This window comes from Pseudoalteromonas piratica (genome assembly GCF_000788395.1).
GTDB lineage: Bacteria > Pseudomonadota > Gammaproteobacteria > Enterobacterales > Alteromonadaceae > Pseudoalteromonas > Pseudoalteromonas piratica.
Map to the genome: position 1 here is coordinate 1,067,920 of NZ_CP009888.1, position 14,491 is coordinate 1,082,410.

The following is a 14,491-nucleotide window of genomic DNA, read 5'->3' on the forward strand; positions in this document are numbered from 1 at the left end:
GTAGCACATTGAAAAAAGATAATTTACCTGCCATGAGACGTATTAACACTATCCATTTTATCGGGATTGGTGGTGCAGGTATGGGTGGCATTGCGGAAGTATTGTTGCATTTAGGATATTCAATTACGGGTTCCGACATTAACCGCGGTGCCATGACCGAGCGTTTGACCAAGGCGGGTGCAAAGGTGTTTATTGGTCATCAGGAAAAAAATGTTGAAAATGCCGATGTTGTAGTCGTTTCAAGTGCGATTGATGAGACTAATCCAGAGATTATATGTGCTAAAGAAAAGCATATCCCTATTGTTCGACGTGCTGAGATGCTCGCTGAATTGATGCGTTTTAGACAGGGTATAGCGGTTGCTGGAACACACGGTAAAACCACGACCACAAGTTTAGTTGCAAGTATTTTTGCTAAGGCTGAACTTGACCCAACGTTTGTTATTGGCGGCTTATTAAATAGTGCCGGTACGAATGCAAAATTGGGTAGTGGTCAGTATTTGATTGCTGAAGCAGATGAGAGTGACGCAAGCTTTTTACACTTGAATCCCATGATCAGTATTATCACTAATATCGAAGCGGATCATATGGATACGTATCAAGGTGACTTTGAAAACATGAAAGACACCTACATTGAATTTATCCATAACCTCCCTTTTTATGGCTTAGCCGTAGCTTGTATAGACGACCCTGTAGTAAGAGAATTATTGCCACGCTTTAGCCGAAAATATGTATCGTATGGTGAATCAGAGGATGCAGATTATCAACTACTTAACTTTTCTCAAACGGCAAGTAGTAGTGCATTTGACGTGGTATTACCAAATGGGGAATCACTTGCGATCACTTTAAACTTACCAGGTAAACATAATGCTCTAAATGCAACTGCAGCGATTGCTGTTGCTTATGAAGAAGGTGTTGATGAAAGTGCAATTAAAGCTGCGCTTAGAGAGTTTGAAGGGATCGGTCGACGTTTTCAGCATTATGGTGAATTTAACAACGAGGCTGGTAGCGTGATGTTAGTTGATGATTATGGTCATCACCCATCAGAAGTTGCAGCAACAATTAAAGCGGCAAAACAAGGTTGGCCAGATAAACGTTTAGTAATGGCCTATCAGCCCCATCGTTTCACACGTACTCGCGACCTCTATGAGGAATTTGTTGACGTACTAAATCAAGTAGATGAATTGTTGCTGTTAGAAGTGTATGCCGCAGGTGAGGAACCAATTGTCGGCGCTGATAGTAAAAGTTTATGCCGAAGCTTGAGGCAGCGCGGTAAAGAGCCTAGGTATATTGCTTCGCCACAGGAGCTTTTTCCAGCACTGGCAGAAGTATTAAAAGATAATGACTTAGTGTTAACCCAAGGAGCTGGCAATATTGGTCAGTTGGTTAAACAAATTGCAGAAACTGAAATGAACATCACAAAGTTAAAGCAGGTAGCACAATGAGCCAAAAGCAGTATGGTAAAGTCGCCGTTTTATTAGGTGGCAATTCGGCCGAAAGAGAAGTTTCACTAAACTCTGGCAGTGCTATTTTAAACGCTTTGCTAGCTAATGGCGTTGATGCGATTGCATTTGATCCAAAAGAGCAAGAGCTTACAGAACTTAAAACGTTGGGGATTGACCGCGTGTTCATCGCACTTCATGGCCGTGGTGGTGAAGACGGTACAATTCAAGGTGCGCTTGAATTTATGGGCTTGCCTTATACCGGAAGTGGTGTGTTAGGCAGTGCGTTAGCGATGGATAAAGTGCGTTGCAAACAGCTTTTTGTGGCAAATGATTTACCAACAGCAAAATTTACAACCGTTAAAAAAGGTGAAGACTTTAATACAGAAGCAATTATTGCTGAGTTTGGTGCTGTGATGGTTAAACCGAGCCATGAGGGCTCGAGTATAGGTATGGCTAAAGCAAACAGTGCAGAAGAGTTAAACAGTGCCCTTGAAAATGCGTTTACTTTTGATGATGAAGTGCTGTTAGAGCAGTGGATCACTGGCTCAGAATACACTGTGAGCATGTTAAATGATCAGGCATTATCCGTTATAGAAATGCGTACTCCACGTGGTTTTTATGATTACGAAGCAAAATATAAGTCTACTACGACAAGCTATCATTGCCCTGCAGATTTAGCGCCTTCGGAAACGGAATATTTGCAACGCATTGCTACGCAAGCGTTTGCCTTAGTCGGTGCCAAAGATTGGGGGCGTGTAGATGCTATGCGTGATGAAAATGGTCAATTTTACCTTTTAGAAGTCAATACGGTACCAGGTATGACCGAAAAATCGTTAGTGCCTATGGCCGCTAAAGATTCAGGTCGCAGTTTTGGTGAGTTAGTTTTAGAGATTTTGGACTCGACGTTATAAATGAAAGCAAAGTTACTCACATTGATTGATTACGTAAAACGATTGGTTGCTGTAACCAATTGGTCTTTACTTATGGGTGTGAGTTTCTTTTGTCTAACATTGTTTGCTACTTGGCAAGGCGTCGATACATTAACTGAATATTTGGCGACAGAAAAAAACAGCAAATTAAGCAAAGTTTTGGTGCATGGCAATCCTGTATATACAAATGAGCAGGATATCGTTGGAAAAATCAAGTCATTGAAGGTAAGGACTTTTTTTGATGTTGATGTTAATCAAGTGCAAGAAAAGCTACTTGAGTTGCCCTGGGTGGCTAGTGTCTCAGTACGCAAACAATGGCCAGATACATTGCGCGTTTATGTAACTGAACATCAGGCTGTGGCTATTTGGAACCAAGATTTATTGTTAAATACTCATGGTGATATTTTTCAAGCACCAGCAGAACAGTTTTTTAATAAGTTACCCATGCTGTATGGTCCAGAGGGCAGTGAAAACGAAGCGTGGAAGACATTTAAAACCTTTAAAGAGTTATTGGCGCTGAATGAAATAGAGCTGAGTAGTTTGGCATTATCTGAGCGTTTTTCATGGCGTCTATGGCTTAAAAGTGGTGTAAAGCTCAACCTTGGACGCAAAGATATTGCGCTCCGAGTTCAGCGATTTATCGATTTGTATCCGGAAATAAAAAACTCGTCGGATAAAGAGGTAGAGTCGATAGATTTAAGGTATGATACGGGATTGGCTGTGAGTTGGCTGCAGCCCACCGAACAGCAAACTAACAATAATAAGGTATAACTAGGGTATGACCAAGGCAGTTGAACGTAATCTCATAATCGGCTTAGATGTTGGTACATCTAAAGTTGTTGCTGTTGTTGGGGAAATAACACCTGATAATCAGTTGAGTATTGTTGGCGTTGGTAGTCAAAACGCAAAGGGCATGGATAAAGGGGGGGTTAACGACCTCAACTTGGTGTCTGAGTCGATTCAACGAGCATTAGACGAAGCAGAGTTAATGGCAGATTGCCGTATTAGTTCTGTCTACCTTGGTATTTCGGGTAAACACATTGAGTGTCAAAATGAAAATGGTGTGGTTGCCATCAATAATACTGAAATCACCCATGATGACATCGATAATGTTATCCACATCGCAAAATCAGTGCCTATCTCAGCTGAACGTAAAATGCTGCATGCCTTACCGCAAGAATATACTGTTGATATGCAAGAAGGTATTCGTAATCCACTTGGTATGAGTGGTGTGCGAATGGAAGCGCGAGCTCATATTATTACTTGCTCTAATGATATGGCTAAAAATATTGAAAAGTGTGTTGAGCGCTGCGGTTTGCGTGTTGACCAGTTTATTTTTTCTGCCCTTGCTTCTGGCGATTCGGTGTTAACCGAAGATGAGCGCGAATTAGGTGTAGCCGTTGTTGATATCGGTGGTGGTACCATGGATATCACAATTTATACTCAGGGGTCACTGCGTCATTCTGCAGTGTTACCTGTTGCGGGAAATCAAGTTACCGGTGATATCGCGAAAATATTTCGTACACCGATCTCGCATGCAGAGGCAATTAAAGTACAATATGCCAGTGCCCTAAGTCGCTTGGCAAGCCAAGAAGATAGTATTGAAGTACCGAGTGTAGGCGGAAGACCTGCACGCATCATGTCGCGTCACACATTATCGGAAGTTGTTGAGCCGCGCATGAGAGAAATTTTTGAACTGGCGATGACAGAAATTCGCCGTTCTGGATTAGAAGAACAAATAGCTGCAGGCATCGTGTTAACAGGCGGTACAGCCAAAATGCAAGGTGTTATTGAAGTAGCAGAAGAAATTTTCCAAATGCCAGTGCGCGTTGGTCAACCAGTAGGGATCGCTGGGCTTACTGATTATGTAAATGATCCATCATTTGCTACGTCAGTTGGGTTGTTGCAGTACGGTAGAACGATGCAACATAGCCAGAGCAACCGCACCACAGAATCTGGTAATGGGAATTGGTGGAGCCGTTTAACAAAATGGTTTCAAGGGGAGTTTTAAGCTTTTACTCAGTGATTGTTCACTGGGTAGTTAGTCGGAGAGTTAAACATGTTTGATTTAATGGAACAGCACGGCGAAGAAGCCGTAATTAAAGTAATCGGTGTCGGCGGTGGCGGTGGTAACGCTGTTGAGCACATGGTTAAGAAACAAATTGAAGGCGTTAAGTTCATTGCAGCCAATACTGATGCACAGGCATTACGTAAGTCATCTGCTGATGTTACTGTGCAGTTGGGAACGCAAATTACGCAAGGTTTAGGTGCTGGTGCCAATCCTGAAGTGGGTCGTGATTCTGCGGAAGAAGATGCAGAGACGATTCGCAATGGCCTTGAAGGTGCGGATATGATCTTTATTGCTGCTGGTATGGGTGGTGGTACAGGTACCGGTGCAGCGCCAGTGGTAGCAAGAATCGCCAAAGAAATGGGTATTCTAACTGTTGCTGTTGTTACACGCCCATTTGAATTTGAAGGCAAAAAGCGTGCAGCTGCTGCGGAAGAAGGTATCAATGAGCTTTCTCAACATGTGGACTCACTGATTACAATTCCTAACAATAAATTGCTTAAAGTATTAGGAAAAGGTACGACATTATTAGATGCATTCGCAAAAGCCAATGACGTATTGTTTGGTGCTGTACAAGGTATTGCTGAATTAATTACACGCTCTGGTCTAATTAATGTGGACTTTGCAGACGTTCGCACCGTAATGTCTGCAATGGGTACTGCAATGATGGGTACGGCTTCTGCTAAGGGCCCAGATCGTGCACAGGAAGCAGCTGAAGCGGCAATTTCAAGCCCATTACTTGAAGACGTTGATTTAACAGGTGCTAAAGGCATTCTCGTTAACATTACTGCGGGCATGGACATTGCAATCGAAGAGTTCGAAACAGTAGGTAACCATGTTAAAGCGCTTGCATCTGAAAATGCGACGGTAGTGGTTGGTGCGGTAATCGACCCTGATATGTCTGAAGAGTTACGCGTAACAGTCGTGGCTACTGGCTTAGGTGGTGAGCGTAAACCTCAGTTTGGTATTGTTGGTACTGATTTTCAAAAAGTAGCAGGTTCTGATACGAATCAAGCGAATAGCTCAAAGCCAAGCAACACAGCTACACCTGGTGTCTTTGTACCTAGCTTTGCTCAATCAGGCAATGTTGAATCGCCAGAAGCAATTGAACCTCAAGCGAAAACTGAGGTCAAAGAAAGCGCGTCAACAGATAAGAAGCAAGATAAAGCTGACTACTTTGATGTACCGACTTTCTTACGAAATCAAGCAGACTAATTAAGGTTGTTTGAAAAATAAACATAATTTGGCAGCTGGTCTTATCTGTGGTAAGATCGCCGCCCAATTTTTACGAATAAGTGGATAGCCTATGATAAAGCAGCGTACCATAACTGAAAAAGTCAGTGCAGTAGGTGTTGGATTACACAAAGGTGAAAAGGTTTCTATCACTCTCCGACCTGCTAGTGCGAATACGGGTATTGTATTTCGCCGTGTAGACCTTGATCCTGTTGTTGATTTTGAAACAACACCTGAAGCTGTGGGCGATACTCAATTATGTACATGCTTAATCAATAAAGACGGTGTCCGCTTATCAACTACCGAGCATTTAATTGCCGCTATCGCAGCGCTTGGGTTGGATAACCTAATTGTTGAATTAGACAGTCCAGAAGTGCCAATTATGGATGGCAGTTCACTACCTTTTATCTACCTTATTCAAAAAGCGGGTATTGAAGAGCAAAATGTTGCTAAACGATTTATTCGCATTACTGAAAAAGTGCGTGTAGAAGATGGCGATAAATGGGCTGAAATTGAACCTTACGACGGTTTCCATATCGACTTTGAAATTGCATTTAACCACCCTGCAATTAATGAAAGTCGCCAGCGTATCGGTTTAGATATCACTGCTAAAAACTTTATCGAACAAATCAGTCGTGCGCGCACGTTTGGTTTTATGCGTGATATTGAATACATGCATGCAAATAACTTAGCATTAGGTGGCAGCATGGACAACGCCGTTGTTCTTGATGACTTTAAAGTGCTTAACCCCGACGGTTTACGTTACCCTGATGAGTTTGTTAAACATAAAATCTTAGACTGTGTTGGTGATTTGTTTATGACAGGTCATAATTTATTGGGGAAAGTGACTGCTTATAAATCTGGACATGATCTTAATAACAAGCTGCTGCGCAAGTTGATGGCAACTGAAACTGCATGGGAATGGGCGTCTTTTGAAGAGTCTGTTACTATGGCTGCACCTGGTTTAGAAACCGCAAAAGCTTAACTAGTTAAAAGATAAACTTTAAAAACGCGACTCAAGTCGCGTTTTTTTATGCCTAACAAATGTTGCCTAGTGTCGTCATGTACGAGCATTCAGGAAAGCGAAATACCTTGAAATTGCTAAAGTTGCTAGCAAAGAATAAGCAAGACATTTAACGTTTTGTGGTATCAGTGCTTTAAGTAAGAACCTAAAAAATTTTAAAGACGCTGGCATTAGCTTGAAAAAGGGAACGCTCGAGAAAAACAGATAATGTGTTAGTGCGCAAGAAAATAAGCACAAGTACTTTAAGCGAATAAATGTGAGTTATTGTATGTTTTCAAAAGGTTTTTAGAAGGAGTGGGGCGACTGACGAGACTTGAACTCGCGACAACCGGAATCACAATCCAGGGCTCTACCAACTGAGCTACAGCCGCCACAAAATTTGAAACACCTTATTTGGTGTGGCGCGCATAATACATAAAAAATCTAGCTATGGGAAGACTTATGTTATGCTTTTGCTAAATAAATTGTTTCTCATGGTTTACTGGTGGTAAAAGCAACTGTATTGCGTTCATTTTGGCTAGTTATTGGTTTATTAAGTTTGATGTTGGGCGTTATTGGTATATTTTTGCCTTTGTTACCTACAACCCCTTTTGTTTTGCTGTCGGCTTTTTGCTTTTCCAAGTCTTCCACTCGATTACACAACTGGCTGCTGAATCATCACTTGTTTGGTCATTTAATTAGTGATTGGGATAAGTATGGTGTGATTCGACTAAAGGTAAAAATAATTGCGACTAGCTCAATGCTATTGCTCGTTTCATATCCTTTGGTTTTTCTTTCCTTTGCTACCTGGTTAAAAGCGATTGTCGGAGTAACTATCGCATGTGTACTACTATTTATTTGGACTCGTCCATCTCAACCACGCATAAACTAAATTTGTGTGATGAAAAACTTAAATAAAGTGACGATAAATCTAAAAATCTTTATAATTCTAAAAATTACCTAAATCAACAACAAAGGATGGAATACTTATGGATTCTGCAGTTAATTGGTTAACCGAAAACTCAGATATGCTTTTGCATTATGCAGTACAAGCAATTGTTGCGATTGTTATTCTCCTAGTGGGCATACGCATCGCGAAAATGGCTGAAAAGCTGACTAAAAAAGCGATTGAAAAAAGAAAAGTAGATAAAGCCGTTGGTTCATTCTTAGCCAATATTGTTTATGCTTTAGTGTTTGCTGCAACTGTTTTAATGGCACTTTCACAAGTAGGTATTGAGACAACATCATTTATCGCAATACTCGGTGCAGCTGGCTTAGCAGTTGGTTTAGCATTGCAAGGTTCATTGTCTAACTTTGCATCGGGCGTGTTGATCATTATTTTGCGTCCATTTAAATCAGGTGAGTTTATTGATGCTGCTGGTCATTCAGGTAGCGTTTCTAAAATAGAAATTTTTTCTACAGAATTATTAACTCCAGATAACAAAACCATTATTGTGCCAAACTCAGCAATTATGGGTGGTGCAATTGTAAACTATAGCCGTCAGGCTACTCGCCGTGTTGATATTATGGTTGGCGTTAGCTATGACGCGTGTCTAAAAGAAACACGTGAAGTACTTGAAAAGGTGATCAAATCAAATGACAAAGTACTAAATGACCCTGCGTTTTTCATTGGTGTGCATTCGCTGGGGGATTCAAGTGTTAACTTTGTTACGCGATCATGGGCAAAAACTGAAGATTACTGGGCGGTTTATTTTTACTTGCAAGAAAACTTTAAGTTAGCGCTTGATGAAGCGGATATTTCTATTCCATTCCCACAAATGGATGTTCATTTAAATAAAATTAGTGAGAAGTAGGTTTTAACAATGAAATTAAAATATTTAGCATCTTTAGTTGCATTAACACTGACAAATGCTGCTATTGCAGAAGAAAAAGAGTGGGAAGCAAGCAGTGAATTAGGTGCTATTATCACTAGTGGTAACACCGAAACGACAACCTTTAAGTTTGGCGCTAATGCAAAACATGATATTGGTCGCTGGACAAATGAATATAAAATCAATGCGTTATACAAAGAAGACGAAGTTACTTTAGAAAGTGGTTTAAAAGAGACGCAACGTACAAATGAAAAATATGGTGCTGCTATTCAAGCAAACTATAACCTTCAGGAAAAACATGCTCATTTGTTCGTTGGCTTAACGCATGATAGCGATTATTTTGGCGCTTATCGTCACGAAACAGTACTTTCAGGCGGTTATGGTTTTCGTTTAATTGATGAATCGGATATGACTTTAGGATTTGATTTTGGTCCTGGTTATAAGTATTTCCAATATTCAGAAAAAAATGAAGAGTTTTTCAAAGATGGCCGCCCTAAAGCTGGTGAGCGCGATGATGAGTTTATTGCTCTTGCAAAAGCGGACTTTAGCTGGAAGATTAGCGATAATGCTAAATTTACTCAAAGAGTGAAGGTGGAATCAGGTAGTACTAATACTAAAAGTATCTCTGAGACGGCGTTGCTAACTAAAATTAATGGTTCATTACAAATGAAAGTGGGTTTTAATGTGACCCATAACTCGGAAGTTGATGCTGACAAAGTTAATACGGATACTGAAACTGTACTTACTTTAGTTTATAGCTTTTAACGTATCGCCATAACTAAATTGTAAAAGAGCGTTTAACGCTCTTTTTTTTTGCCTATGAACTCAGGTAGAATTGTGGGTTGAATTTGAACTTAAATTTTAAAGGGATCCTGTGCGTTATCTTAAGCTTTTTCTTTGCTTGTTAGTTGTTTCACTTACTCAGCCATCGATGGCGATGACTCCAACTCCTCAGCAAATTGAGCAATTTAAAAAACTGCCCAAGTCGCAGCAAAAAGCCCTTGCTAAACAGTATGGTATCGACCTTAATCAACTTGACAAATCAAGCAAACAAGTTGAAGAAGCGTTGCAAGACGAATCCTTATTAGTGCAACCGCGCTCTGAAGAAGAAGAGAAAACGGAAGAAGAAAAGTTCAAACCGCAAATGGAAGAGTTAAAACCATTTGGCTATGAGTTGTTTGCTGGCGAACCTATGTCGTTTATGCCAAGCGAAAATGCAGCGATCCCTGATTCCTATATCATTGGCCCTGGTGATGAGTTTCAAATTAATTTTTATGGTAAAGAAAGCGATAGCTTTGAAGTTGAAGTGGACCGTGAAGGCCGCTTAACGATTCCAAAATTAAGCCCTGTGAATGTTGCAGGTTTAAAGTTCTCAGAAGTTAAGGCGCTTGTAAAAGCTAAAATCGAACAAGAAATTATTGGCGTTCAAGCCTTTGTTTCTATGGGGCGTCTTCGCTCGATGCGTATTTTAGTATTAGGTGAAGCCTATAAGCCTGGCGCTTATAGTGTGTCATCGCTTGCCTCGGTTACGCATGCACTTTTTGTTAGCGGTGGTATTACTGAAATAGGCTCACTACGTAACATTCAGGTAAAACGAGCGGGTAAAGTAGTTGCCGCGCTCGATTTATACGACCTGTTAACTAAAGGTGATAGTTCGAATGATATCGTATTGCAATCTGGCGACGTTGTGTTTATTCCATCGGTGGGTAAGCAAGTAACTGTTTCAGGCTTAGTGAAACGTCCAGCAATTTTTGAATTAAAGAAAAATGAAACTGCTGATGATTTAATTCGTTTGGCAGGAGGTTTTAAAGCAGAAGCTTTCCCGCAAAAAACGGTTATTGAGCGTTACGCTGGCAATAGTTTTAAAACGGTTTTAACTAGAGATTTCTCAAAAAGTGAAATTAGTTATCAACCCCATGATGGCGATGTAATTAAGGTACAAGGTTCGAGTGAAGAGTTAGAAAATGCTGTGACTATTATGGGGGCAGTATCACACCCAGGTAATTACCAGTGGCAAAAAGGCGATCGCATTTCAGACTTAATCTCGTCATTAAAGTCTGATGTGTTACCTATTGCTGATTTTGACTATTCTCTGATTGTGCGCGAAAAAAATATCCGTGGCGATATAGAGTTACTACAATTTTCTCTAGTTAAGGCTATAGAAAATCAAGAAAATAACAATATAGAACTTAAGCCTCGTGATATTATTATTGTATTTAGTCGTTTTGAAGAGTTAGCAGAGGAAAAGCGCCTGTTAACTGATCTAGCCTTAAGTGAAAAAGAAATTGCGCATCAAGCAAAAGTAGAACAGTGGCAAAAATTTGAAAATCGTAAGTTTTCTGAATTTATAGGCGAAGAATATATAGATTATGACCTTGAGGTTGATGACCAACTTGATAACTTGACGAAGCTGTTGACAGGTCAGGTTGATAAGCTTGAAGAAGCTGAGTATTCAGTATTTAGTCGGCATAAACTGCTATCCCCCGTTATTCTTAAATTACAAAAACAAGCGTCTGCGTTTGAGGATACTGCACTTATTGCAATTAACGGTCGTGTTCGTTACCCAGGTGTTTATCCTTTAGTTAAAGATTCAAATGTCAAGCTTGCGATTGATGCTGCTGGTGGTTTACTTGAATCTGCTTATATGCAAAATGCAGAAATTACTCGTGTTAATAAAGGTAATTCAACAACTGTAGAACATATTACAGTAAATCTGGATGAAGTAATTAAAGCCCCTACTGAGGCTAAATTATACAGTAAAGATTCTGTAAATATTTTTGCAACACCAAATTGGTCAGAAGAACGAACAGTTTCACTTTTTGGTGAAGTCCGCTTTCCTGGAACTTATTCAATCAAGCGAGGTGAAACATTAGAGCTTGTTTTGGAACGAGCGGGTGGTTTGACAGATTTTGCTGCTAAAAATGGTGCTATATTTACTCGACAATCAATCCGAACAAAAGAAAAAGCTCAATTACAAAAACTTTCAGATGATTTACGTCGAGAAATCGCATCAAAAAGCTTTTCAAACTCAGTTACAGACGCGTCCTTGAGTTATGAAGATACCGATAAGCTACTCAAAGACTTGGCGAAAGTACAAGCACTTGGTCGCTTAGTTATAGATTTACCGAAAATTCAGTCAGGTGCAGTTTCCTTAGAATTGGAAAAAGGCGATGCACTTTATATTCCTGCTAAACAGAGCACAGTAAGTGTAATTGGCGAGGTTAATGTATCGACTTCTCACCTATATAGCGAAAACTTAAGGGTCGAAGATTATTTAGAATACAGCGGTGGCTTAAAGCAACGAGCTGATGAAGATCGAATTTATGTTATTAAAGCAAATGGCTCTGTGTATATTCCTGGTGAATCAAGTTGGTTTGCAGTTAACAATTCTAAGAATCGACTGGAACCAGGCGATACAATTGTTGTTCCACTAGATGCTGAATATATGAACCAACTTACATTGTGGAGTACTGCAACTCAAATTGTTTACCAACTTGGTTTAGCTGCTGCAGCTATCTCGGCACTTTAAAATGAGGCTAAGTAGTTTAAAAGTTGCTCACTTGACAACTGTGCATAAGAGAACAGATACACGTGTTTTTGTTAAAGAGTGTAGTTCCTTAGCAAGATTCCTTAAACATGTCGTTTTGATTGTTGCTGATGGTAAGGGTAGTGAAAAAGTCAACAATGTTGAAATCAAAGACATCGGAAAACCAAGCTCTTTGGCTTACCGATTCTTTGTTAGCGGATTTAAAGTTTTTCGAGCTGCTTTAAAAGAAAAAGCAGATATATATCATTTCCATGATCCTGAGTTAATGTTTGTTGGCTGGGGGTTGAGGCTTTGCGGAAAAAAAGTGATATATGATGTGCACGAAGATGTTCCTAGTCAAGTTCTCAGGAAGCCTTGGTTGCCAAAGGTTTTTGCATATCCTATTTCTTATATCGTAAGACTTTGTGAGAATATTTCATCTAAAATACTATCAGGTATTGTTACAGTGACTCCTCATATTGCTGGGCGTTTTGACTCTAGAAAAACAATTGAAGTAAGGAATTACCCCTGTTTAGAGGAGTTTTACACGCCAATAGATTTAGCTATTGAACAAGGAAAACCGTTAAATTTGGTTTACGTTGGAGGGATAACCAAAGATCGCGGCATCTTTCAGATGCTTGATGCTTTGATTAATGTAAAGGGAAATGTAAAGTTGCATTTAGTGGGGCCTTGCTTTCCCACATCATTACTGTCAGAAATTGAAGGTCATGAAGCTTGGCCTAAAGTTGAATATTACGGTTGGCAAAATCGAGACCAAGTAGTTGAAATCTTAAAAAATAGTCATTTAGGCTTGGTTTTACTACAACCAACGGGTGACTATGAACTCGCCTTTCCGGTGAAAATGTTTGAGTATATGGCTTCAGGGTTACCTATTCTTTCTTCTAACTTCGAGTTGTATGATGAAATCGTACAACATACTCAATCTGGGCGTACTGTTGAACCTACAGAACCTGCCAAGATAAGTGATGTAATTAATGAAATGTTAAATGATCATCATGTTTTACGTGAGTATGGAGTATTTGGCAGACAATCAGTAGAAACTCAATTTAATTGGCAGAGCCAAATCTCTGGACTATTAGAGTTTTATCAAAAAATATTGAAGTAATAGAGCTTTATTAAGATTATTTATGAAAAATGAATTAGTTAAAAAATTTGCGAATAAAACGGCAAAGATTGGTATTGTCGGGTTGGGTTACGTAGGCTTGCCTTTACTGCTTCGTTATAGTGATATAGGTTTCAATGTCTTAGGCATTGATATTGACCAGACTAAAGTCGATGCGTTATTAAGTGGCCAAAGCTATATCGAGCACATCTCACCTTCTTCTATTCAGCAGGCGTTGGCAAATGGCTTTGATGCAACTACTGACTTTTCAAGAGCATCTGAATGCGATGCGCTAATTCTGTGTGTACCAACCCCACTTAATAAGTACCGTGAGCCAGATTTAAGTTTTGTTATTGATACAACCGAAGCGCTCGCGCCATACTTTAGAAAAGGGCAAGTGTTATCTCTGGAGAGTACAACCTATCCAGGTACTACTGAAGAAGAGTTGCTCCCACGCGTTGAAGAGCGAGGCTTTACCGTTGGTGAAGACTTTTTCTTAATCTACTCTCCAGAGCGTGAGGACCCAGGTAACCCAGATTTTGAAACTCGCACTATACCTAAAGTGTGCGGTGGTCACACTGCAGCCTGTGCCGAAGTGGGTATTGCATTATATTCACCTGCAATTGATCAGGTTGTGCCAGTGAGTTCAACTAAAGCTGCTGAGATGACTAAATTGTTAGAAAACATTCACCGTGCTGTCAATATTGGCCTTGTTAATGAAATGAAGATCGTAGCAGATCGTATGGGCATAGATATATTCGAAGTGGTGGATGCCGCAGCAACCAAGCCATTTGGTTTTACACCGTATTATCCAGGCCCTGGTTTAGGTGGCCACTGTATTCCAATTGACCCATTTTATTTAACCTGGAAAGCACGTGAGTATGGTTTACATACACGTTTTATTGAGTTATCTGGTGAAGTGAACACGGCGATGCCTGAATATGTTGTAAATAAGTTGATGGATGGCTTAAATCAGCACGGTAAAGCATTAAAAGGCAGTAAGATATTAGTGCTAGGAATTGCTTATAAAAAGAATGTTGATGATATGCGTGAATCGCCATCAGTTGAAATTATGGAATTAATTGAAGCCAAAGGGGCTGGAGTGGCGTATTCAGACCCTCACGTACCGGTTTTCCCTAAAATGCGCGAGCATAACTTTAATTTGTCTTCGGTTGAGTTGACACCTGCGTCAGTAGCAGAGTTTGACGCTATCGTGTTAGCAACAGATCACGATAAGTTTGACTACAGCTTAATCAAAGAAAACGCCCAGTTATTGGTAGACACGCGAGGCAAGTATAGAGCGCCTGCGGACCACATTATCAAAGCCTAGATTGA

General features: G+C 40.1%; 12 protein-coding genes and 1 tRNA gene. 12 read left to right on the plus strand and 1 reads right to left on the minus strand.

What is annotated here, in order from left to right:
* The first annotated feature begins 32 nt into the window (after positions 1 to 32).
* The 6 genes from murC to lpxC all read left to right on the plus strand — a co-directional run bounded on the left by murC (position 33) and on the right by lpxC (position 6,657).
* Positions 33 to 1,442: a UDP-N-acetylmuramate--L-alanine ligase gene (gene murC, locus OM33_RS04890; protein ID WP_199922529.1), complete on the plus strand. Its 1,410-nt coding sequence runs from the start codon at positions 33 to 35 to the stop codon at positions 1,440 to 1,442.
* Positions 1,439 to 2,353 (plus strand): D-alanine--D-alanine ligase, encoded by a 915-nt coding sequence (locus OM33_RS04895; protein WP_038639452.1) that lies wholly within the window; start codon positions 1,439 to 1,441, stop codon positions 2,351 to 2,353. The genes murC and OM33_RS04895 overlap by 4 nt, the downstream gene beginning before the upstream one ends.
* On the plus strand, positions 2,354 to 3,142 hold the full coding sequence (locus tag OM33_RS04900; protein ID WP_038639455.1) for a cell division protein FtsQ/DivIB: 789 nt from the start codon (positions 2,354 to 2,356) through the stop codon (positions 3,140 to 3,142).
* A gap of 7 nt (positions 3,143 to 3,149) precedes the next feature.
* Positions 3,150 to 4,382, plus strand: coding sequence for a cell division protein FtsA (gene ftsA / locus OM33_RS04905; protein ID WP_038639460.1), 1,233 nt, complete (start codon positions 3,150 to 3,152; stop codon positions 4,380 to 4,382).
* A gap of 48 nt (positions 4,383 to 4,430) precedes the next feature.
* Complete coding sequence (ftsZ, locus tag OM33_RS04910) at positions 4,431 to 5,654, plus strand: cell division protein FtsZ (protein ID WP_038639463.1); 1,224 nt, start codon at positions 4,431 to 4,433, stop codon at positions 5,652 to 5,654.
* Between the two features lie 91 nt (positions 5,655 to 5,745).
* On the plus strand, positions 5,746 to 6,657 hold the full coding sequence (gene lpxC, locus OM33_RS04915) for a UDP-3-O-acyl-N-acetylglucosamine deacetylase (RefSeq protein WP_038639465.1): 912 nt from the start codon (positions 5,746 to 5,748) through the stop codon (positions 6,655 to 6,657).
* A 334-nt stretch (positions 6,658 to 6,991) separates the two neighbouring features.
* Here the strand turns inward: lpxC and OM33_RS04920 are convergent.
* Positions 6,992 to 7,067 (minus strand) — tRNA-His (locus OM33_RS04920).
* A 113-nt stretch (positions 7,068 to 7,180) separates the two neighbouring features.
* Between OM33_RS04920 and OM33_RS22320 the strand changes: the two genes are divergently transcribed.
* The 6 genes from OM33_RS22320 to wbpA all read left to right on the plus strand — a co-directional run bounded on the left by OM33_RS22320 (position 7,181) and on the right by wbpA (position 14,486).
* A complete protein-coding gene (locus OM33_RS22320) occupies positions 7,181 to 7,567 on the plus strand; it encodes a YbaN family protein (RefSeq protein ID WP_081991007.1) in 387 nt (128 codons plus the stop codon).
* A gap of 97 nt (positions 7,568 to 7,664) precedes the next feature.
* Positions 7,665 to 8,489 carry a mechanosensitive ion channel domain-containing protein gene (locus OM33_RS04925; protein WP_038639468.1) on the plus strand — a complete coding sequence of 275 codons (825 nt, stop codon included), beginning with the start codon at positions 7,665 to 7,667 and terminating at the stop codon, positions 8,487 to 8,489.
* A 9-nt stretch (positions 8,490 to 8,498) separates the two neighbouring features.
* Positions 8,499 to 9,272, plus strand: coding sequence for a DUF481 domain-containing protein (locus OM33_RS04930; RefSeq protein ID WP_038639471.1), 774 nt, complete (start codon positions 8,499 to 8,501; stop codon positions 9,270 to 9,272).
* A 109-nt stretch (positions 9,273 to 9,381) separates the two neighbouring features.
* Complete coding sequence (locus OM33_RS04935) at positions 9,382 to 12,036, plus strand: SLBB domain-containing protein (protein WP_038639474.1); 2,655 nt, start codon at positions 9,382 to 9,384, stop codon at positions 12,034 to 12,036.
* A 1-nt stretch (position 12,037) separates the two neighbouring features.
* Positions 12,038 to 13,159, plus strand: a complete 1,122-nt coding sequence (locus OM33_RS04940) for a glycosyltransferase family 4 protein (protein WP_038639477.1) — start codon at positions 12,038 to 12,040, stop codon at positions 13,157 to 13,159.
* A gap of 22 nt (positions 13,160 to 13,181) precedes the next feature.
* A complete protein-coding gene (gene wbpA, locus OM33_RS04945; protein WP_038639480.1) occupies positions 13,182 to 14,486 on the plus strand; it encodes a UDP-N-acetyl-D-glucosamine 6-dehydrogenase in 1,305 nt (434 codons plus the stop codon).
* Positions 14,487 to 14,491: the final 5 nt, after the last annotated feature.

Coding starts and splice junctions, on each gene's coding strand:
- OM33_RS04940 (WP_038639477.1), top strand. CDS start 12,038: ATGAGGCTAAGTAGTTTAAAAGTTGCTCACTTGACAACTGTGCATAAG.
- lpxC (WP_038639465.1), top strand. CDS start 5,746: ATGATAAAGCAGCGTACCATAACTGAAAAAGTCAGTGCAGTAGGTGTT.
- OM33_RS04925 (WP_038639468.1), top strand. CDS start 7,665: ATGGATTCTGCAGTTAATTGGTTAACCGAAAACTCAGATATGCTTTTG.
- OM33_RS04900 (WP_038639455.1), top strand. CDS start 2,354: ATGAAAGCAAAGTTACTCACATTGATTGATTACGTAAAACGATTGGTT.
- OM33_RS04895 (WP_038639452.1), top strand. CDS start 1,439: ATGAGCCAAAAGCAGTATGGTAAAGTCGCCGTTTTATTAGGTGGCAAT.
- ftsZ (WP_038639463.1), top strand. CDS start 4,431: ATGTTTGATTTAATGGAACAGCACGGCGAAGAAGCCGTAATTAAAGTA.
- murC (WP_199922529.1), top strand. CDS start 33: ATGAGACGTATTAACACTATCCATTTTATCGGGATTGGTGGTGCAGGT.
- OM33_RS04930 (WP_038639471.1), top strand. CDS start 8,499: ATGAAATTAAAATATTTAGCATCTTTAGTTGCATTAACACTGACAAAT.
- ftsA (WP_038639460.1), top strand. CDS start 3,150: ATGACCAAGGCAGTTGAACGTAATCTCATAATCGGCTTAGATGTTGGT.
- wbpA (WP_038639480.1), top strand. CDS start 13,182: ATGAAAAATGAATTAGTTAAAAAATTTGCGAATAAAACGGCAAAGATT.